Annotated in this window: 6 protein-coding genes; 3 read left to right on the top strand and 3 right to left on the bottom strand. The window is 74.0% G+C overall.

The window, feature by feature from the left end; all coding sequences use genetic code 11:
- The first annotated feature begins 3 nt into the window (after positions 1 to 3).
- Complete coding sequence (locus tag ABFX55_RS01050; protein WP_346116699.1) at positions 4 to 15087, top strand: amino acid adenylation domain-containing protein; 15084 nt, start codon at positions 4 to 6, stop codon at positions 15085 to 15087.
- Positions 15084 to 15311: an MbtH family protein gene (locus ABFX55_RS01045; RefSeq protein WP_346116698.1), complete on the top strand. Its 228-nt coding sequence runs from the start codon at positions 15084 to 15086 to the stop codon at positions 15309 to 15311. Before ABFX55_RS01050 ends, ABFX55_RS01045 begins: the two co-directional genes overlap by 4 nt.
- On the opposite strand, the gene ABFX55_RS01040 is transcribed toward ABFX55_RS01045, so the two are convergent.
- From ABFX55_RS01040 to ABFX55_RS01030, 3 genes are all read right to left on the bottom strand, one after another.
- Positions 15312 to 16931 (bottom strand): ABC transporter ATP-binding protein, encoded by a 1620-nt coding sequence (locus ABFX55_RS01040; RefSeq protein WP_346116696.1) that lies wholly within the window; start codon positions 16929 to 16931, stop codon positions 15312 to 15314.
- Positions 16932 to 17066: 135 nt separating this feature from the next.
- The gene (locus tag ABFX55_RS01035; protein WP_346116694.1) at positions 17067 to 18815 is read right to left on the bottom strand and encodes an ABC transporter ATP-binding protein; all 1749 of its coding nucleotides are present in this window, start codon (positions 18813 to 18815) and stop codon (positions 17067 to 17069) included.
- Positions 18816 to 18878: 63 nt separating this feature from the next.
- Complete coding sequence (locus ABFX55_RS01030) at positions 18879 to 20075, bottom strand: ROK family protein (protein ID WP_346116692.1); 1197 nt, start codon at positions 20073 to 20075, stop codon at positions 18879 to 18881.
- Positions 20076 to 20231: 156 nt separating this feature from the next.
- Between ABFX55_RS01030 and ABFX55_RS01025 the strand changes: the two genes are divergently transcribed.
- Entirely contained in the window at positions 20232 to 21884 is a 1653-nt protein-coding gene (locus ABFX55_RS01025; protein ID WP_346116690.1) for an extracellular solute-binding protein, read from the top strand.
- Positions 21885 to 21899: the final 15 nt, after the last annotated feature.

Here is a 21899-nt window from a genome sequence, read left to right as displayed (position 1 = left end):
CAGATGTCCGTCCTTCCGCTGACCGGGGCCCAGACGGGCATCTGGCTGGCCCAGCAGTTCGAGCCGGACAGCCCGGCCTACACCATCGGCTGCTACGTCGAACTGCCCGCCGAACCGCCCGCCGACGCCTCCGTCCTGGCGGCGGCGGTGCGGCGGGCCGTCGAGGAGGCCGAGAGCCTGCACGTGGTCGTCGCCGAGCGCGGGGGCGGCCCCGCCCAGATGCCCGCGCCCCCGCCCGCCGGCTGGTCGCCTCCTGTGCTCGAGCTGACCGAGGCGCGGGCCCGCGCGTGGATGGCAGCCGACATGGCGACCGTCGCCGACCTCGCCACAGGCCCGCTGTACGGGCACGCGCTGCTACAACTCGACGACGGCAGGCTGTGGTGGTACCAGCGCTACCACCACCTGGTCACCGACGGCTTCGGCATCCTGCGGATCATCCAGCGCGCCGCCGAGCTGTACGGCGGGGCGAAGGAATCGGCAGGCGACTGGTCGCTGGAGGGGCTCGTCGCGGCGGACACCGCGTACCGCGCCTCCGCCGAGCACGCGGCCGACCGCGACTTCTGGCACGGCCGGCTCAAGGGCATGCCCGACGAACCCGCCAGGCTGGTCGAGTGCCCGCCCGTCCCCGCGCGCGACGTCGTGCGCAGGACCGTCGAGCTCTCGGTGGAGCGTTCCGACCTGCTGCGCGAGGCCGCCGCCGCCATGGGCACCCGCCTGTCGCGCCTGGCCGTCGCCGCCGTCGGCGCCTACCTGCACCGGTCGAGCGGCGAGCGCGACATCGTGCTCGGGCTCCCCGTGACGGCCAGGCGAAGGGGCGAGGACTCCCCCGCGCTGATGTCCAACGTCCTGCCGCTACGGCTGGCCGTGCGCCAGGCCACCACCGCGGCCGAGTTGGTCGCGGCGGTGGCTGACGAGGTAGGACGGCTGGCCGCGCACGCCCGCTACCGGGGCGAGGACCTGGCGAGGGAGCTCGGCCACCCCGAGGGGCTGCGCTCGCTCATCGGGCCCACGGTGAACGTCATGCCCTTCCACGAGGGCATCAGATTCGGCGAGAGCGCCGCCGCCATCCACTACCTGTCGCTCGGACCTGTCAGCGACCTGTCGGTGGCGGTCTACGACAGGCCCGCAGGACACGGGTTGCGCATCGACCTCGACGCGGACGCGTCGGTCTGCGGCCAGGAGGAGCTCGCCGAGCACGAACGGCGCCTGCTGCTCGTGCTGGAGGCGATGGCCGAGCGGCCCGACCTGCCGCTCGGCCGCATCGAGCTGTCCACCGCCCCGCCGCTCGCCCCGCTGCCCGACCTGCCCGAGCTCTCGTGGACCTCCGCCTTCGAACGGCAGGCGGAGCGCACCCCCGGCAAGGTCGCGGTCGTGTGCGAGAGCGAGCGGCTCACCTACGCCGAGCTGAACGGCAGGGCCAACGCGCTCGCGCACCTGCTGCGAGCCAGGGGGATCGGCGTCGAGGACGTCGTCGCGGTGGCCGTGCCGCGCTCGGCCGACCTGGTCGTGGCGCTGCTCGGCGTCATGAAGGCGGGCGCCGCCTACCTGCCTCTCGACCCCGACCATCCGGCCGACCGGCTGACCTTCATGGTGCGGGACGCGCGGGCGCGCCTGGTGGTCTCCGTGGCCGGCCACGCCGAGGAGCTGCCGCTGCCCCGCCTCCTGATGGACGAGCTCGGCCCCGAACCCGCGCCGGACCTGCCCGACGCGGGCGGGGACCGTGCCGCGTACGTGATCTACACCTCCGGCTCGACCGGCCGTCCGAAGGGTGTGGTGGTCACCCACGACGGCGTCGGCGCGCTCATCGCCACCGCCACCGGACGCCTGGGCGTCGACGACACCAGCAGGGTCGCGCAGTTCGCCTCCGCGGGCTTCGACGTCGCCGTCTGGGACCTCATCATGTCGCTGTGCGTCGGCGGCACGCTCGTCGTGGTGCCCGCCGAAAGGCGGGTGGCGGGGGTGGAGCTGACCGGCTACCTCGCCGAGCACCGCGTCACCCACATGATCCTGCCGCCCTCGCTGGTGGCCGCGCTGCCCGCCGAGTGCGAGCTGCCCGAGGGGGCGGTGCTCGTCGTGGGCACCGAGACCGTGCCGTCCGAGCTGGTGGCCAGGTGGGCGGAGCGGCTTCGCGTCGTGGTCGCCTACGGCCTGACGGAGGCGAGCGTCAACTCCACGCTCTGGCAGGCGGAGAAGGGCTGGCGGGGCCCGGTGCCGATCGGCCTGCCCGACCCGGGCACCCGCTGTCACATCCTCGACTCCGCGCTGCGCCCCGTGGCGCCGGGCGTCACGGGCGAGCTGTACGTGGGGGGCCGCGGGCTGGCCAGGGGCTACCTCGGCAGGCCAGGGCTGACCGCCGAGCGGTTCGTCCCCGACCCTTTCGGCGCGCCGGGCGAGCGCATGTACCGCACCGGGGACAGGGCGCGCCTGCGCCCCGACGGGAACATCGACTTCCTCGGCCGTGAGGACGGCCAGCTCAAGATCCGCGGTCACCGGATCGAGCCGGGCGAGGTCGAGAGCGTCCTGATGGCCGACCCCTCCGTCGCCCAGGCCGCGGTCGTCGCCCTCGAGGACCACCGCGGCGCCAAGCGGCTGGTCGGCTACGTGACAGGCTCGGGCGACCTCGACGCGGGACGGCTGCGCGGGCGCGCGGCGAGCGCGCTGCCCGAGCACATGGTGCCGAGCGCGATCGTGGTGATGGACGGCCCGCTGCCGCTCACCCCGAACGGCAAGCTCGACAGGCGCGCGCTGCCCGATCCCTCCTGGACCGCGCCGGTGGGCGGCGCCGCCCCCTCCACCCCCGCCGAGCGCACGCTCGCCCGGGTCTTCGCCGAGGTGCTCGGCCTGGAGTCGGTGGGCGTCCACGACAGCTTCTTCGAGCTCGGCGGCGACAGCATCGTCGCGATCCAGCTGGTGAACAGGGCCAGGAGGGAGGGCCTGGCCGTCACCCCTCGCGAGGTCTTCCTGCACAGGACGGTCGCGGCGCTGGCCAGGGGCAGGACGGAGACGTCCGCCGCGCCCGCCCACGACCCCGGGGTCGGCCTCGCGGCGGAGACCCCGATCGTCGCCGCGCTGAGGCGGCGGGGCGGGCCGATCGACGGCTTCCACCAGTCGGTGGTGGTGCGCCTGCCGGGCGAGCTGGACCCCGAGGTGCTCGTGGGGGCGCTGCAGGCCGTCCTCGACCATCACGGGATGCTCCGCGCGCGGCTGCTGGGAAGCGACGAAGGCTGGGAGCTGGAGGTGCCTCCGCCCGGTTCGGTGCGCGCGGGCGACGTGCTCTCCCGCGCGGGATCGGGGACGGTCGCCGCGCATCGGACGCGGGCGGTGGCGCAGCTGGATCCCCGCGCGGGGGTGATGCTGAGGGCGGCGTGGCTGGAGGCGGAGCGGCGGCTCGTCCTGGTGGTCCACCACCTGGTCGTGGACGGCGTCTCATGGCGCATCCTGCTGGACGACCTCGCCCAGGCGGCCCGCGCGCTGTCGGACGGCGCCCGCGTCGAGCTCCCCCCTGTCGCCACCTCGTTCACCCGCTGGTCCCGTCTGAGGGAGAGTGATCCTGCCTCCGGCGACGCGGTGGGGCCCACCGCCGCGGGGGATCCGGGCGCCGGTTCAGGGTGGGAGCCGTTCGGGCTGCGGGCGTTGGACGCCTCGATCGACACCGCGGCGAGCGAGCGCTCGCTGACGGTCTGCCTGCCCGTCGCGCGGACCGCGCCGCTGCTGGCCGAGCTGCCCGCCCGCTACCACGGCACCGTCGACGACGTGCTGCTCACCGCGCTCGCCCACGCCCTCTCGCGCGGACGGCGCGACCCCGTCCAGGTCGACCTCGAAGGCCACGGCCGCGACGGCGACGGCGACCTCACCCGCACGATCGGCTGGTTCACCACGATCTCCCCCGTCGTGCTCGACCCTCTCGAGCTGGGCGACGCTTCCGCGACGGGCGGCGCGATCAAGCGGGTCAAGGAGCGCCTGCGGGCCGTACCCGCCCCCGGCCTGCCCGCCGGCTCGATCCTGTTCAACTACCTGGGCCGCTTCAGGTCCGGCGAAGGCGCGGACTGGGCGCCCGCCGACGACGCCGAGCCGCTGACCGCAGGGAGGGACCCCGGCATGCCGCTCTCCCACCAGCTGGAGATCAACGCCCTCGTCCGCGACGGCGCGGAGGGGCCCGAGCTGAGCGCCACATGGTCGTGGCCCGGCGGGGTGCTCGCCGACGCCGACGTCGCCGACCTGGCCCAGGGCTGGCTGGAGGCGCTGGGCGCGCTCGCCGTCCACGCGGGCGAGCCAGGCGCCGGGGGGCACACGCCCTCCGACTTCCCCATGGTCGCGCTGTCCCAGGAGGAGATCGACGCGCTCGGCCCCGAGCTCGAGGACGTCCTGCCCGCCACGCCCCTGCAGCAGGGGCTGTACTTCCACTCGCTGTCCGACCCCGGCGTCTACACCGTCCAGCAGGTCATCGAGCTGGCGGGCCCCGCCGACGCGGGCGCTCTGCGCGCCGCGCTGCGCCGCCTGGTGGAACGGCACGCGCCGCTGCGCGCCGGGTTCCTGCGCCGCGACGACGGCAGGGTCACGCAGTTCGTCGTGCGCGACGCGCCCGTCCCCTGGCGGGAGGTCCACGACCAGGACGTGGAGAGCGTCGCCGCGCAGGAGCTGGCGCGGCCGTTCGACCCGGCCGAGCCGCCGCTGCTCAGGGCGGCGCTGGTCGGCGGCTCGACGCTCGTCCTGACGCTGCATCACCTGGTCGCGGACGGCTGGTCGGTGCCGATCATGCTGCGGGAGCTGCTGGGCGATCACCGGGCTCGCGTCACGCCGTACCGCGACTACTTCACCTGGCTGCTCGGACGCGACAGGGAGGCGGCGTGCGAGGCCTGGCGGCGAGCGCTGTACAGGCTCGAAGGGCCGACGCGGCCGGCCCTGCCGGAGGGGCCTGGAGGGCAGGTGCGCTTCGAGGTCGGCGGCCTGCTCCCGTGGGCGCGGTCGCGGGGGCTGACGCTCGGCACGGTCGCGCAGGGCGCGTGGGGGCTGCTGCTCGGCCGCCTCACCGGCAGCCATGACGTGGTCTTCGGCTCCACGGTCTCGGGCAGGCAGGCCGACGTGGAGGGCGTCGAGTCGATGGTCGGCCTGCTGGTCAACACCGTTCCCGTACGGCTGGCGTGGCGTCCGGGCGACCGTCCGGCCGAGCTGCTGGCACGGCTCCAGGACGAGCAGGCCGACCTGTTCGACCACCAGCACCTCGGACTGGCCGAGATCCAGCGGCTGGCCGGGTTCACCGGCCTGTTCGACACCCTGGTGGCGGTGGAGAACTACCCCGTCGAGGGGGATATCCAGGGCATCGCGGGCGTCGAGGTGCGGGACGGCTCGCACTACCCGCTCTCGCTCACGGTCGTGCCGGGAGAGCGGGTGGAGTTCAGGCTCGACCACACCATCGGAGCGGAGGCCGCGCTCAGGGTCGCCGAGGGGCTGCGACGCCTGCTGGAGGCGATGGTCGCCGACCCCGGGCTTCCTGTCGGGCGGATCGATCTGGCGGACCCGGAGGGCGCGCCGCTCGTGGGCGCGGTCCGGGAGGTTCCACCGGCGACGCTGGCCGGCGCCTTCGCCGCCCAGGCCGCCCGCACCCCCGGGGCGACGGCTCTGATCTCCTCCGCCGAGCTCTCGGACGCCGAGCGCTCACGCTCTGAGCTCGCGAACGCCGAGCTCTCCTACACAGAGCTGTCCTACGCCGAGCTCTCCTACGCTGAGCTGGATCGCAGGGCCGAGAGGCTGGCCCGGCGGCTGGCCGCCCGCGGCGCGGGTTCCGGCTCGTTCGTCGCGGTGGCGCTGCCCCGCTCGGCCGAGCTGGTCGTCGCGCTGCTGGGCGTGCTCAAGGCGGGCGCGGCCTACGTCCCTCTCGACCCCGGCCACCCGGCCGAGCGCCTGGCCTTCATGCTCGCCGACAGCGGCGCCCGCCTCGTCGTCGGCGGCCGGGACCTCACCCCGCCGGACGGCGTGACCCGCATCACCGTGGAGGAGAGCGTCCCCGTGGAGGAGGTGGCCTCCGGCGGGGCGGGCGGCGGCGCTCTGCCGGCCGCTTCGCCAGACGACCCCGCCTACCTCATCTACACCTCGGGCTCGACCGGCAGGCCCAAGGGCGTGGCCGTCACGCATCGGGCGATCGTGAGCCACCTGGCGTGGGCGCAGGGCGAGTTCGCCATGGACGCCTCCGACCGCATGCTCCAGCAGGCCTCGGCCGGCTTCGACGCCTCGGTCTGGCAGATCTTCTGGCCGCTGTGCTCGGGCGCGGCCGTGGTGCTCGCCGAGCCGGGCGGGCACCTCGACCCCGCCTACCTGGCGACCCTCATCAGGGAGCAGCGGGTCAGCGTGCTCGACATCGTCCCCTCGATGGTGAGGGCGTTCCTCGGCACGGAGGAGGTCACCGCCGACCCCACGTGGGCCGCGAGCCTGCGCAGGGTCTTCGGCGGGGCCGAGGCGCTGGACGCCGACCTCGCCCGCCGCTGGCGTGAGCTGACCGGCGTGCCCGTGGACAACTGCTACGGACCGACGGAGGCCACCGTCCAGGTCACCTGGCAGGACGGCTCCGCGCAGCCCACCTCCCTGACTCTCGACGCCGCCCGGGTCGCTGGTGCGACCGTGCCGATCGGCGGCCCCGTGTGGAACACCAGGCTGTACGTCCTCGACGTCTGCCTGCGCCCCGCGCACCAGGGCGAGCTCTACATCGCGGGAGACCAGCTCGCCCTCGGCTATCACGGGCGAGCCGCGCTGACGGGCGAGAGGTTCGTCGCCGACCCGTACGGCCCGCCGGGCACGCGCATGTACCGCACAGGCGACCTCGTGAGGCGGCGCGCGGACGGGGCGCTCGACTTCGTCGGCAGGACCGACCACCAGGTGAAGATCCACGGCAACCGCGTCGAGCTCGGCGAGGTCGAGGCCAGGCTCGCGCAGCTGCGGGGCGTCGCCGAGGCCGTGGTCGTGGCCCGCGAGCACGGCGGCGCCACCAGGCTGGTGGGCTACGCCGTGCCGGAGGCAGGGACGGCAGCCGACGGCGGCGAGCTGCGAGCCGCGCTGGCCGCGGTGCTGCCGGCGCCGATGGTGCCGAGCGCGGTCGTCGTGCTGGAGCGGCTGCCGCTGACGCCCAACGGCAAGGTCGACCGCGCGGCGCTGCCCGTCCCCGACGCGCTCCCCCGTCAGGTGCGCGCACCTGGCACCGCGCGTGAGCGGCTGTTCTGCGAGATCTTCACCGAGGTCCTCGGCGTCGAGGCGGGGGCGGACGACGACTTCTTCACCCTCGGCGGCGACAGCATCGCCGCGATCGCCGTCTCGGGCCGCGCCCGCGCTGCGGGGCTCGCGGTCAGCCCGCGCGACGTCTTCGCCCGCAGTACACCGTCGGCGCTGGCGGAGGGCGCGCGCGAGGTGGGAGAGGAGCGGGCCCGGCCTGACCTGCTGGGCATGGGCGAGGAGGAGATGGAGCTGGTGCGCGCGGCCGGCGACGTCGCCGTCGAGGACGTCTGGCCGCTCTCGCCGCTCCAGGAGGGGATCTTCTTCCACTCCAGCTACGACGCGGGCGCGGTCGACGTCTACACCTCGCAGGACGTCTTCGACTTCGACAGGCCGCTCGACGCCGGCAGGCTGCGCGCGTCGTGCGCGGCGCTGCTGGCCCGCCACGCGAGCCTGCGCGCCGCCTTCACCGCGGAGGGGTTGTCGCGTCCGGTGCAGGTCATCCGCGCGGAGGTGGAGCCGCCGCTGCGCGAGGCCGATCTGTCGGGGCTGCCGCCCGCCGAGCAGGAGGAGGCGGTGGCCGCGCTGCTGGCCGAGGACAGGACGCGCCGCTTCGACCTCACCGAGGCGCCACTGATGCGGCTGCTGCTGATCCGTCTGGGCGGCCGTGACCGCGTGGTGCTCACCCACCACCTGATCCTGTGGGACGGCTGGTCGGCCTGGCTGGTGCTGGAGCAGCTGTTCGACGGCCTCGCCGACACCGCGAGCCCCGACCGGCCGAGTCGCCTCGCCGGCCAGGCGAGCCCGGACGAACGGAGCGGCCTGCCCGGCACAGCGGGTGCCGTGGCCTCGGGCTCCTACCTCGACTATCTCGCGTGGCTGGCCGACCAGCCGCCCCAGGCGGCGCTGGCGGCGTGGGGCGAGGCGCTGTCGGGCCTGGCCGAACCGACCCTGGTACGGCCGGCCGACGACGGCCTGAGCCCGGCGATCGCGGTGAACCTCGACGTCGTGCTGCCCGCAGAGCTGTGCGACCTGCTGCGCGCCACCGCCCGCGAACGCGGACTGACCCTCAACACGCTGCTCAACACCGCGTGGGCCCTGGTGCTGTCCGCCGCGGTGGGCAGGGACGACGTCGTCTTCGGCGCGGCCGTGGCGGGCCGTCCGGCCGAGGTGCCCGGCGTGGAGGACATCATCGGGGTGTTCCTCAACACCGTCCCGGTGCGTGTCGCCTTCGACCCCCGGGAGCCGGTGCTCGGCCTGCTGCGGCGGGTGCAGGACGAGCGGGTGGCGCTGATGCCGTACGAGCATCTGGGCCTGGGTGAGCTGCAGCGGCACAGCGGTCACCGCAGGCTCTTCGACACCCTCTTCGTCCTGCGCGACGCGGGCGGTGAGGAGCGGATGGCCGCGTTCACCGACCGCAACGGCATCGTGGGCGTGTCGGGGGTGGACGCCACCCACTACCCGCTCACCCTCGTGGTGACCCAGGGCGCCAGGCTGCGGGTGACGCTGTCGTACCGGCCCGACGTGATCGGCAGGGACGAGGCCCACAGAACGCTGGAGCGCTTCACGACCGTGCTGGAGCGCCTGATCGCGAGCCCGCACGACCGGGTCGGCGGGCTCGACCTGCTCCTGGACGGTGAACGCTCGCGAGCGGACTCGTCCCGGCCGCTGCCTCCCGCGACCGTGGCCGAACTGCTCGCCGAGCAGGCGGCGCGCACGCCCGGCGAGGTGGCGCTGGTCTCGCGCGAGGGCAGCCTGACCTACGCCGAGCTCGGCGCCAGGATCAACCGGCTGGCCAGGCTGCTGCTGGAGCACGGCGCCGCGCCGGAGCAGGTGGTCGCCCTGGCGCTGCCGCGCTCGGCCGACATGGTCGTCGCGCTGTTCGCGGTGCTCCAGACGGGCGCCGCCTACCTGCCGCTGGACCTGGAGTACCCGGCAGAGCGGCTGGAGTTCATGATCGGCGACACCTCGCCCGTGTGCGTGGTGACCACGAGCGCCGTCGCGCTGCCGGAGACGGGGGTGCCGCGGGTGGTGCTCGACGATCAGGCGACCGCGCGCAGGCTCGCGGCCCTGCCCTCCTGCGAGCCTGCCGACGACGAGCGGCCCCGCTTCGCGCGCGGCCTGCCGCACCGGCTCGACCATCCGGCGTACGTGATCTACACCTCGGGATCGACAGGGCGGCCCAAGGGGGTGGTCACGCCGTACCGCGGGCTGACGAACATGCAGTTCAACCATCGCGAGGCCATCTTCGAGCCGACGATCGCGGCCGCGGGCGGCAGGCGGCTGCGGGTGGCGCACACGGTCTCCTTCGCCTTCGACATGTCGTGGGAGGAGCTGCTGTGGCTGGTCGAGGGGCACGAGGTGCACATCTGTGACGAGAACCTGCGCCGCGACGCCGAGGCCCTGGTCGCCTACTGCGACAGGGAGCGCGTCGACGTCGTCAACGTGACGCCCACCTACGCCCACCACCTCATCGAGGAGGGCCTGCTCGAGGGGCACAGGCCCGCGCTGGTGCTGCTCGGCGGCGAGGCGGTCGCCGAGACCGTCTGGACGGCCCTGCGCGACACGCAGGGCACCTTCGGCTACAACCTCTACGGGCCGACCGAGTACACGATCAACACGTTGGGCGCCTCCACGCACGACAGCCCGACGCCCACCGTCGGGCGGCCGATCTGGAACACCCGCGTGTACGTCCTGGACCGCGCGCTGCGCCAGGTGCCGCCTGGCACCCCTGGCGAGCTGTACATCAGCGGGGCGGGGCTGGCGCGCGGCTACCACCGCCGTCCCGGCCTGACGGCCGCGAGCTTCGTCGCCGACCCGTACGGCACGCGGCCGGGCTCCCTGATGTACCGCACAGGCGACCTCGTACGGCTGCGCCCCGACGGCAACCTCGACTTCCTCGGCCGCACCGACGACCAGGTGAAGATCCGCGGACACCGGGTCGAGCCGGGCGAGGTCGCGGCGGCGCTGGAGGAGCACCCCGAGGTCTCCCACGCGGCGGTCGTCGCCGACGGCGGCCACCGGCTGCTCGGCTACGTCGTGCTCCACGAGGAGGCGGCCGACCTCGCGGCGCTGCGGCTCTCGCTGAAGGCCAGGCTGCCCGGTTACATGGTGCCCGCCGCGCTCGTCGCGGTCGGCAGGCTCCCCCTCACGGTCAACGGGAAGCTGGACGTGCGGGCGCTGCCCAGGCCCGCCGTCACCGGCGGCGGCGCGGCCCGACCGCCGGGCTCGGCGCGCGAGCGCGTCCTGTGCGAGCTGTTCGCCGACCTGCTCGGCGTGGAGCACGTCGGCGTCGACGACGACTTCTTCGATCTGGGCGGCCACTCCCTGCTGGCCACCCGCCTGGTCAGCAGGGCTCGCGCCGCGCTCGGCACCGAGCTGGCGATCCGCGACCTGTTCGAGGCGCCCACCGTCGCCGAGCTGGCGGCAAGGGTCACGGTCGCGCGGCGGCGGCCGGCGCTGACACCCGCCTCGACGCGCCCCGACGAGCCTCCGCTGTCGTTCGCCCAGCAGCGGCTCTGGCTGATCGAGCAGCTGGAGGGCGCCTCCGCGCTCTACAACTTCCCGCTGGTGATGCGGCTGCGCGGAGAGCTCGACCTGGAGGCGCTCGGCGCGGCGCTGGCCGACCTGTCGGCCCGCCACGAGGCGCTGCGCACCCTCGTCGTCGAGCGGGAGGGCCGTCCCTTCCAGCGCGTGCTGCCCGCCGAGCGGGCGCGTCCCGCGCTGGAGCTGGTCGAAGGCCCGCTGGAGAGCTTCCTCGAGCGCCCCTTCGACCTGGCCGCCGAGCCGCCGTTGCGGGCGGGCGTCGTCAGGCTCGGGCCTCACGAGCACGTGGTGGCGCTGCTGCTGCACCACATCACCACGGACGAGTGGTCGGACGGCCCGTTCCTCCGCGACCTGTCCACCGCCTACGCCGCCCGCCGTGAGGGGCGGGCTCCTTCGTGGGAGCCGCTGCCCGTGCAGTACGTCGACTACACGCTCTGGCAGCGGGAGTCGCTCGGCGACAGGACCGACCCTGAGAGCCTGGCCGCGCGACAGCTCGCCTACTGGGGGCAGACGCTGCGCGGCGCGCCCGAACGGCTCGACCTGCCCGTCGACCGTCCCCATCAGGCCAGGCCGAGCCCGGCGGGCGCACAGCTGGCGGTCGAGCTCGACCCCGAGGCCTGCGGGCGGCTGAGGGCGCTGGCGCAGCGGGCGGGGGCGAGCATGTTCATGGTGTGCCACGCGGCCGTCGCGGCGCTGCTGCACCGCATGGGCGCGGGCGACGACCTCCCGCTCGGCGCGCCGATCTCGGGCAGGACCGACGAGGCCATGGACGACCTGGTGGGCTTCTTCGTCAACACGCTCGTGCTGCGCGCCGACCTGTCGGGCGAGCCGAGCTTCGCCGAGCTCCTCGACCAGGTCAGGGAGCTGGACCTGGCCGCCTACTCCCACCAGGACGTGCCGTTCGAGGCGGTCGTCGAGGAGCTCAACCCGGTGCGCTCCCTCGACCGCAACCCGCTGTTCCAGGTCATGGTCGGCTACCGCAACAGGGCGGGCGACGACTTCGGGCTGGAGGGCCTCGAGGTGCTCCCGCACCCCTTCGAGGTGACGACCGCCAAGTTCGACCTCGTGTTCTCCTTCGTGGAGGGCGAGGGCCTCACCTGCGTGATCGAGTACCGCACCGAGCTGTTCGACCGCTCCACCATCGCGTCGCTGGGCGAGCGGCTGGCGGCGCTGGTCGCCGAGGTCGCCGCCGATCCCTCACGCCCCGTCGGCTCGGTCGAGGTGCTCGTCGAGGGAGAGCGCGAGCGCGTCCTCACCGGTTTCAACGGGACCGACCGCCCGGTGACCGAGGAGAGCCTTCCCGCGCTGTTCGGGCGGATGGTCGCCGAGCGCCCCGACGCCGTCGCGATCGTGGACCACTCCCCTGCGGTCACCGGGGGCGGCCAGGCGGCGGCTGACGCCGTGCGGTCGCTCACCTACGCGGAGCTGGACGCGCTGTCGGACCGGGTGTCCTTGTTGCTCGCCGAGCACGGTGTGCGCGCCGAGAGCGTGGTCGGGGTGGCGCTGCCGCGCTCGGTGGAGAGCGTCGCGACGATGATCGCCGCGACCAAGCTGGGCGCCGCCTTCCTCCCGCTCGACCTGGCCCACCCCGCCGACCGGCTGGCCTACATGGTCGCCGACTCGGGCGCGCGGGTGGTGGTCGCCGCCGCCCCGATCGACGGGCTCGACGTGCTGCTGCTCGACCCCGGCCGCCTTCCCGGCGGACCCGCCCCTGTCCGTCCGGCCGTGGCGCGGGACCAGGCCGCGTACGTCATCTACACCTCGGGCTCGACGGGACGGCCCAAGGGGGTGGTCGTTCCGCACCAAGGGCTCGCCAGCCTGCTCGCCACCGCCGTCGACAGGATGGGGCTCACCCCTGACAGCAGGGTGCTGCATTTCGCCTCGATCGGGTTCGACGTGACCGTCTTCGAGCTGTGCATGGCGCTGTGCCACGGCGGCACGCTGGTGCTCGTCCCTGACGAGGCGAGGGTGCCCGGCAGGGAGCTGACCGACTTCATGACCCGGCAGCGGATCACCCACGCCATCCTGCCGCCCTCGCTGGTGGCTGCGCTGCCCGAGGGCTGCTCGCTCCCCGAGGGCTGCACGGTGCTGGTCGGCACCGAGACCGTGCCGCCGGGCGTGATCGAGCGGTGGGCCGGAAGGCTGCGCCTCATGGCGGCCTACGGGCTGACCGAGGCGACGGTGAACTCGACGCTCTGGGAGGCCCGTCCCGGCTGGACGGGCGCGGTGCCGATCGGGGTGCCCGATCCCAACACGCGCGCCTACGTGCTCGACGATCGCCTGCGTCCCGTGCCGCCAGGCGTGGGGGGCGAGCTGTACATCGCGGGGGACGGCCTGGCGCGCGGCTACCTCGGGCGTGCGGCGCTGACCGCCGAGCGCTTCGTGGCCTGCCCGTTCGGCCCGCCCGGCAGCAGGATGTACCGCACCGGCGACAGGGCCAGGTGGAGGGCCGACGGCTCGCTCGACTTCCTCGGCAGGGCCGACGACCAGGTGAAGATCCGCGGCTTCAGGATCGAGCCAGGGGAGGTCGCGGCGGCCATGACCAGGCACCCCTCGGTCGCCCATGCGGCCGTCGTCGTCGACACCGGCGCCCCCGAGCCCCGGCTGGTCGGCTACGCCGTACCGGCGGGCTCCTCGCAGGCGCGGGGCGCGCTCGATCCCTCGCAGGTGCGCGCGCACGTGGCGAGGCTGCTGCCTGCCGCGATGGTCCCGTCCGTCGTGGTGGTGCTCGAAGGGCCGCTGCCGCTCACGCCCAACGGCAAGCTGGACCGCGCGGCGCTGCCCTCGCCCGACTGGTCGGCGCTCGCAGGCAGTTCCCGTCCGAGCACCGGCGGGCAGCGGGTGCTGGCGGAGCTGTTCGCGGAGGTGCTCGGCCTGCCCGAGGTGGGCGTCCATGACAACTTCTTCGAGCTCGGCGGCCACTCCATGTCCGCGATGCGGCTGATCGGCAGGATCCGGACCCGGTTCGACACCCACCTCGCGCTCAGGGCCGTCTTCGACGCCCCGACCGTCGCCGCGCTGGCGGACAGGCTCGCGGCGGACGCCCGCGAGAGCCTGGACGAAGGCGTTCGCACCGGGGAAGAGGCGGGCGAGGGCGCGGGGAGCGTCGGCGGGCGGCGGGTGTTGCGGCGGCGAGCGCTGCCCGCCGCGCCCGCCCAGGAGTGGCAGTGGACCAGGCATGGCGAGGGCCGCCCCTACGACATGGCCTTCGCGCTCCGCTCCCCCGTCCAAGGTGCGGCCTCGGCGGCGCTGGCCGACGTCGCCGCCCGCCACGAGCCCCTTCGTACGGCCCTGGCGATGAGAGACGGACGGCTCGTGCAGGAGCCCGCCGCCCAGTGGCTGGAGCTCGTCGGGGTGGACGACCTCGACGAGGCGCTCCACACGCTGGCGGCCGAGCCCGCCGACCTGGAGGGCCGCCCACCGCTGCGTGCCAGGCTGCTCACCGACCCCTCGGGCGGCAGCGCGCTGCTGCTGACGATGCACTACCTCGGCGTGGACGAGTGGTCCGTGGTGCCGCTGCTGCGCGACTTCGCCACCGCCTACCAGGCCAGGACGGAGGGACTCGCCCCCGCCTGGGAGCCGCTGCCCGTCGGCTACGCCGACTACACGCGATGGGCGCACGAGACGGACGACGGCGGACAGCTGGCCTACTGGCGGCGAGCGCTGAGCGGCCTGCCGCGCGAACTGGCGCTGCCGTACGACAGGGCGGGCTCGAACGGCGCCGCGCGCACGGACGGCGCGCCTCGGCGGGGTGACTTCCTGCGGGTCGCCTTCGACGAGGAGCTGCAGGCGGGCGTCGACAGGCTGGCCGCCGAGACCGGCGTGAGCAGGTTCATGGTGCTGCACGCGGCGCTGGCCGCGCTGCTGACCGCCAGGGGCGCGGGGACCGATCTCCCGATCGCCTCCCTGGTCGCGGGGCGCACGGAGGAGGACCTCTCCGACCTGGTGGGGTGCTTCTTCAACACCGTCGTCCTGCGTACCGACACCTCCGGCGAGCCGGGCTTCCGCGAGCTGCTCGCCCGGGTGCGCGAGACCGACCTGGCCGCGCTCGACCGGCAGGACGTCGCCTTCGACAGGGTGGCGAAGGCCCTCGGCCTGTCCGCCCCGCAGGTGATGCTGGTCCACCACGAGCAGGCCGATCTCGGCGGGCTGGTCTTCGAGCAGATCCCGACGGGGGCGCTGCTCGCCGACCTGACGCTCAGCTATTTCGAGCCGCGCGGCCACGCCCCCGTGGTGTGCCTGCTGGAGTACGCGACCCGCCTGTTCGACAGGTCCACGATCCAGTCCCTCGCGGACGACCTGGTCCGCATCCTGACGACCGAGACAAGGAGAGACGCATGAGCACCAACCCGTTCGACGACCCCGAGGGCCGCTTCCTGGTGCTGGTCAACGACGAGGGCCAGCACTCGCTCTGGCCGTCCTTCGCCGAGGTGCCCGCGGGGTGGCAGGCCGTGTTCGGCGAGGAGGCCCGCGACGCCTGCCTGGAGTACGTGGAGCGGAACTGGACCGACCTGCGGCCCCGCAGCCTGGTGGAGGCCATGGGCGCGGGCGGGGCCGCGGGCTGACTAGGGCGCGCGGTGGCCCGACCAGGCCGCCCACAGCGCCGCGTAGCGCCCTCCGGCGCGCACGAGCTCGTCGTGCGTGCCGGTCTCGGCGACCCGCCCCTGGTCGAGCAGCACGACGCGGTCGGCGGAGGCGGCCTGGGTGAGCCGGTGCGCGACGACGAGAGCGGTCCTGCCCTCGATCGCGGCGGCCGCCGACGCCTCCAGGGCCCTCGCCCCCGCGCTGCCCGCCTCCGCCGTGGCCTCGTCGAGCACGACGACGGGAGGATCGGCCAGCACGAGCCTGGCCAGCGCGAGTTGCTGGGCCTGCGCGGCCGTCAGCCGGTGCCCGCTGTCCCCCACGACGGTGGCGAGGCCGTCGGGCAGCGCCCGCGCCCAGCCCAGCGCCCCCACCCGGTCGAGCGCCTCGGCCAGTTCGCCGTCGCTCGCCTCCGGCCTGGCCAGCCTGAGGTCCTCGGCCAGCGGGCCGGCGAACACGTGCACCTCCTGCGTGACCAGGGCGACCGAGCGGGCAGGGCCGTCCACGGTGATCGAGCCGCTGTCCGGCGGGTGGATGCCCGCGATGAGCTTGGCCAGCGTGGTCTTGCCCGCGCCGCTCGCGCCGACCAGCGCGACCCGCTCCTTCGCCGCGAGGTCGAGGTCCACCTCGCGCAGCACGGGATGGCCGCTCCTGTAGGAGTAGCCGACGCCCCGGACGCCGACCTCGGCCGCCGCCCCCGAGGCCAGCGCGCGAGCGGGCTCGGCTGCGGCGCCGACCACGCCGACCAGCCTCGCCAGGCCCGCGCCCGCGGCCTGGGCGTCGTCGACCAGCCCGAGCGCGATGTTGATCGGGGTGAACAGGCTGTGGAAGTAGAGGGCGGCGGCGCCTGCCGTGCCGATGCTCACGCCGCCGCCCCGCACCAGCAGGAACCCGGTCACCAGCACCGCCGACAGGCCGACGAACTCGGCGAGGTTGAGCCTGGCGTAGAACCTGGTCACCAGCCTGGCGCCGCGCAGCACGAGGTCCACCGCCGCCGACGACCTGGTCGCGACCAGGCCCACGTGCTCGTCCCCGAGCCCGAACGCCCGCACGGTCGAGGCCCCGCCGACCGTGCCGAGCAGTTGCTGCTGCTGGGCGCCGACGGCCACGCGCTGCGCGGCGTACAGCGGGACGGCGCGCCCGGCGTACCAGCGCAGCGTGTGGATCTGGATCGGCGCGGCCAGCAGCGCGACCAGCAGGAACCTCCAGTCGAGGACGGCCAGGCCCACCAGCGTGAGCCCGATCGTCAGCACCGAGCGGGCGAGGGCGGGGAGGGCGTCGCGCACCGCGTTGGTGATCACCGAGACGTCGCCGGTGACGCGGGAGGTCAGGTCACCGGAGCCGGCCCGCTCCAGCTGGTCGAGCGGCAGGCGCAGGGCCCTGTCCACGAAGCGTTCGCGCAGCGTGGACAGCATGCCCTCGCCGAGCTTGGCGATCAGCGAGACGCCGATCGCGGTGGCCACGCCGTGCCCTACCGCGATGGCCGCCAGCCAGGTGACGGGCTCGGTGATCGCGGCCGCCGGGCTCGACCGGCTGACCAGGTCGATGATGTGGCCCAGCACGGGGGCGGTGAGCAGGCCGATCGCCGTCGCCGCGACCAGCACGGCGAAGCCGCCGAGCGCCGTCAGCCGGTGGGGGGCGGGCCAGCTCGCGCACCGCCGCCCAGGTCTGCGCCGCGTTCGCGGTGGGCAGCAGTTCGCGCTCCTCGGACGTCGCCATGGGTCCTCTCCTCGTGGCACTCACGTCAGGACCGTGGCCCTGTAGGTCTCGTGTCCTTCGACGAGCTCGGCGTGGGTTCCGCAGGCGGGCGGGCCGCCGCCGTCCACGAACACCACGCGGTCGGCGGCGGCCAGCAGCGCGGGACTGGTGACGACCATGATCGTCGTCCGGCCCTGGCGGGCGGCCCTGACGCCGTCGGCGATCCTGGCCTCGGTGGCGGCGTCGACGGCGGTGGTGGGGTCGTGCAGGACCAGCACGGGCGGGTCGGCGGCCAGGGCCCGGGCCAGGGCCACCCGCTGGCGCTGGCCACCCGACAGCGACAGGCCCCGCTCGGTCAGCGGGGTCGACAGGCCGTACGGCAACGCGCCGGCCACCTCATCGGCCCCCGCGGCCACCATCGCCGTCTCGGGAACCGGCGTCTCAGGCGGCGCGGAGGTCGAGGGGGTGCCGGGCCCAGGGGTGCCGGTTGCAGGGGTGGCGGGCTCAGGGGTGGCGGCGGTGATGTTGTCGAGGAGGGTGCCCTCGAACAGGTCGGCGTCGTGCTCGGCGACCACGATCGCGCGGCGCAGTTCGGCGGGGTCGAGGCCGGTCAGCGGCGTGCCGTCCAGCTCCACCACGCCCGCGTCCGGATCGGCCGTCCTGCCGAGCACCCGCAGCAGCGCGTGCGCCACCGCCGCGTCCCTCGTCACGACGCCCAGCAGCTCACCAGGAGCCGCCTCGAAGCTGACCGCCCGCAGCGCGCCGTACGAGACCTCGCGCAGCGCGATCGCGCCCCTGACCGGGCGCGCGGGTGCGGCCTCGCCGCCCGTCACGGCGGGCGGCGAGGACAGCACGGAGGCGATCCGCGCGGCCGACGCCCTTCCCTGCGCGAACTCGCCGTTGGCCCACGCCAGGATCGACAGGGGGCTGAGCAGGAACTGCGCGAGGCCGACCGCGGCCACCAGCTGGCCGACGGTGATGTCGCCCTGTGCGGCCAGTCGTCCTCCGACCAGCGCGACGACGGCGATGAACAGGCCGGTCAGCACGAGCATGCCGCCGTCGTGCCAGGCCTGGGCGCGGGCCGCCCGCAGAGTGGCGGCCAGGGCGTCCCTGCTGGTGCGGCGGTACCTGGCGACGGCGGCGTTCTCCGCGCCGATGCCCTTGAGCACCCGCAGCCCCGCGATCAGGTCGGCCGCGACGCCCGAGGCGCGGGCCGCGCGCTCCTGCTCGGCCCCGCTGCGCCGTTCGAGCGGCTTGCCCAGCAGGTGCGCGAGCATCAGCAGCGGCGGGATGCCCAGCAGGACGAGCAGCCCCAGCGGGAGCGAGACCCGCAGCAGCGCGATCCCGCCCGCCAGCAGGCCGGCCAGCGCCGCGACGGCCGCGGCCATGGCGACGTTGACGGCGCCGACCCGTTTGGCGTCGGAGGTGGCGACGGCGACCAGCTCGCCTGGCAGCCGCCCGGTCTCGGCTCCGCCCCTGGGCTCGAGGACGCGCTCGGTCAGCTCGATCCGCAGCCGGTGCGCGGCCTGCTCGGAGGCCCGTTCGGCGGCGCGGAAACTGAAGCGGTAGCTGGAGGACAGACCTGCGAAGACGACGGCGAGCGCGGCGATCCAGAGGAGGAGCGCGCCGCCGTCGCCCGGCGAGATGGCCTCGTCGATGACCACGCCCACCATGACGGGGACGAGGGCTTCACCTGTCTGATGGCCGGCGGCGAGCAGGGCGCCCGCCGCGGACTGCTTCCACTGTCCGGTGACGGCGCGCCGCAGCACGTCACGGCCGTTGATGGGCACTTCCTCGTCCCTCCGGTCGCGAAGATCAGGCAAACATAAGGTAAGCCTAACCTAATGACCGGGTCACGGGGAGGGCAGGCGGCCCGAGTCGACGGAGTCGAGCACGCGCGCCGCCCCGCCCAGGGCGGCGGCGCCGTACCCGAGGGTGGAGGCGACGATCTCGCAGCCGCCGAAGCCGGCCGCGATGCTCAGCGCCCGCGCCTGACCGGCCGCCGCGGGCAGCAGCCAGGGGGCGAGCGGCACGTAGTAGCCGCCGAGGATCACCGCGTCGGGGTCGAGCAGGTTGGCCGCGATCGCGATGCCCCTGCCGAGGTCTCGACCCACCGTCGCGAGCTGGTCGAGGGTCGCCGCGTCGCCCGCCTTCGCCCTGCGGACGACCTCGTCGATCTCCGACTCCACCTCGGCGGGGTCGGTGGTCGAGACGAGCACGCCGATGCCTGCCACCGCCTCCAGGCAGCCCGTACGGCCGCAGCGGCACCGCGGCCCCTGCGGGTCGATCTGGATGTGCCCGATCTCGCCGCTGAAGCCCTGGCCGCCGCGGCGCAGCCGTCCGTCGAGGATGACGCCCGCGCCGACGCCCACCTCCCCGGTCAGGTAGACCAGGTTGGGCGTGCCGCCGAGCGGCCCGAAGCGGTGCTCGGCCAGGACCGCCAGATTGGCGTCGTTCTCGACCTGGATGGGGAAGCCGGGATCGCGCAGCGCCTTGGCCAGGTCACCGGCGAGGTCGACCTCGTGCCAGCCGAGGTTGGGCGCCACCCTGACCGTGCCGTCGGTGCCGATCAGCCCGGGTACGGCGACCGCCACCCCGAGCACCTGCCGCTGGTCCTTGGTCATGCGGTTGACCACGCGCCTGGTGAGGGCGGCGACCGCGGCGACCGCCTGGGCGGGCGTGGCGGTGGCGCCGGGGAAGGCGCGCCGCCACGACAGCAGCCGCTCTCCCGACAGATCGACGGCGACCGCGGTGAGGTAGTCGACGTTGACCTCGAGACCGATCGACGCGTACGGCGAACCGTCGAGGACCAGCATGGTGGCGGGCCGTCCGACGCGGTTCTCCGTCAGGCCGATCTCGCGCACGAGCCTGCGGTCGATGAGGTCGGCCACCAGGCTGGAGACCGTCGCCTTGTTGAGCCCGGTCGAGGCGGCGATGTCCGCCCTGGAGCACGGCGCGTTGTCCCGCACGAACCTCAGCACGACGGCCAGATTGGTCGCCCGGACGTCACCGAAGTCCGCAGGCCGAGGGCCTGTTGAGGAAGTGATCAAGATCAGCCCCGTTCCCGATCGGCCTGGCAGGCCCCATCATGCCGCAACAGCGCGCCCGTTCACCAATCCGTGACCCCTTTCCCTTGTGGGAGCGGTGCCACTGGTCTAATTTGTTTGGCTAACAGACGAACTAACCTTACATGGAGGGAGCACGCCGTGACCACTCGCCGCGGATTCCTCGGGCTGGTGGGCATGAGCGCCCTGGCCCTGGCCGGCTGCGCGACCCCGAGCACCCCCAGGCCCGGCACGGGAGGTGCGACCGCGGCGGCGGCGGACAAGCTCAAGACGCTGACCCCGACCTACGTCCCTTTCGCGGGAGTCAAGCCTGACATTCCGGGCACCGTCTCCACGCTGCCGGGCGTGCCCGACATCAGCGGCGGCTTTACGAGCTACCCCGCCAACCCCGCGGCGGCCCTCACCCAGAAGGCGGGCAAGGGCGGCTCCTACAAGGCGATGACCCCGCTGTGGGGCCCGCCACCGCCCGGGCTGGACGACAACTCCTACTTCCAGGCCGTCAACACCGACATCGGCGCGACGGTGGAGTTCCAGATCGCCGACGGCATGACCTACGCCGACAAGGCCATCGCCCGCCTGGCCTCGGGCGACCTGCCCGAGCTCATGGTCATCCCGAGCTGGGAGATCGACAAGATGGCGGACTTCAACACCGCCGTCGACAAGGCCTTCGAGGACCTCACCCCTTACTTGCAGGGCGACAAGGCCAAGCCGTACGCGCTGCTGGCCAACCTGCCCACGGCCGCCTGGCAGTGGTCGGTGTGGAACGGCAAGCTCATGGCCGTCCCCTTCCCCACCGAGCCGTACCCCTACGCGCTGCTCTTCCGCAAGGACCTGTTCGACAAGAACGGCTGGAACCAGAATCCGAAGAACGCCGAGGAGCTCTACCAGCTCGGCAAGGAGATCACCGACCCCAAGGCCAACCGGTGGGCCTTCGGCGCCATCCACGAGATGGCCTGGCCGATCTTCAAGGTGCCGCAGGAGTGGCGCCTCGAGGGCGGCAAGCTCGTGCACAAGTACGAGACGCCTGAGTTCGAGCTCATGCTGGCGTGGATGCGCAAGCTCTACACCGAGGAGCTCGTCCACCCCGACGTGGCAGGCAGCAAGAGCGCCAACGAGAAGGAGCTCATCGGCGCGGGCAAGATCCTGATCTACCGCGACGGCCTCGGCGCCTGGAAGGAGCTGCTGCAACAGCACACGCCCAAGAACCCGTCGTTCGCGCTGAACCCCTTCCCCGTGTTCGCGCACGACGGCGGAACGCCGATCATGTACCACAACAACGCCGCGGGGATCTTCACCTTCATCCGGAAGGGGCTGCCCAAGGCGCAGGTCGAGGAGCTGCTGTCGATCCTGAACTGGTGCGCGGCGCCGTACGGGACCAAGGAGTACGAGCTGTCGTACTTCGGCGTCAAGGGCAAGCACTTCGACCTCGACTCGTCCGGCGTCCCCAAGCTCACCGACCTCGGCACCAAGGAGGTCGCCTACACCTACGGCTTCCTCGGCGGCCGCCCGCTGTACGTCGACTGGCCCTTCCCCGAGGCGGCCAAGGCCAACATCGAGTGGCAGAACGCCACCTTCCAGTACATCGAGAAGACCCCCTTCGACGGGATCAGGGTGCAGCGCCCCTCCAAGTACTCGGGTCTGCAGGTGCCGACCGAGGACAAGTTCACCGACATCATGCGCGGGCGCCGTCCCGTCAGCGACGTCAAGCAGATCGTGACCGAGTGGAAGCGCGACGGCGGCGACGAGGCGCGCGAGTTCTACATGAAGGTCCTGCGGGACAACGGCCGTGCTTGAGCAGGCCGAACGCTC

Origin of the sequence: Nonomuraea roseola (assembly GCF_039535395.1) — a bacterium.
Classification (GTDB): Bacteria; Actinomycetota; Actinomycetes; order Streptosporangiales; family Streptosporangiaceae; genus Nonomuraea; species Nonomuraea roseola.
This window is presented reverse-complemented; position numbering and strand designations above follow the sequence as displayed.

What these genes read in the sequence shown, in the direction of transcription:
- ABFX55_RS01050 (WP_346116699.1), top strand. Translation starts at nt 4, where the DNA reads ATGTCCGTCCTTCCGCTGACCGGGGCCCAGACGGGCATCTGGCTGGCC.
- ABFX55_RS01045 (WP_346116698.1), top strand. Translation starts at nt 15,084, where the DNA reads ATGAGCACCAACCCGTTCGACGACCCCGAGGGCCGCTTCCTGGTGCTG.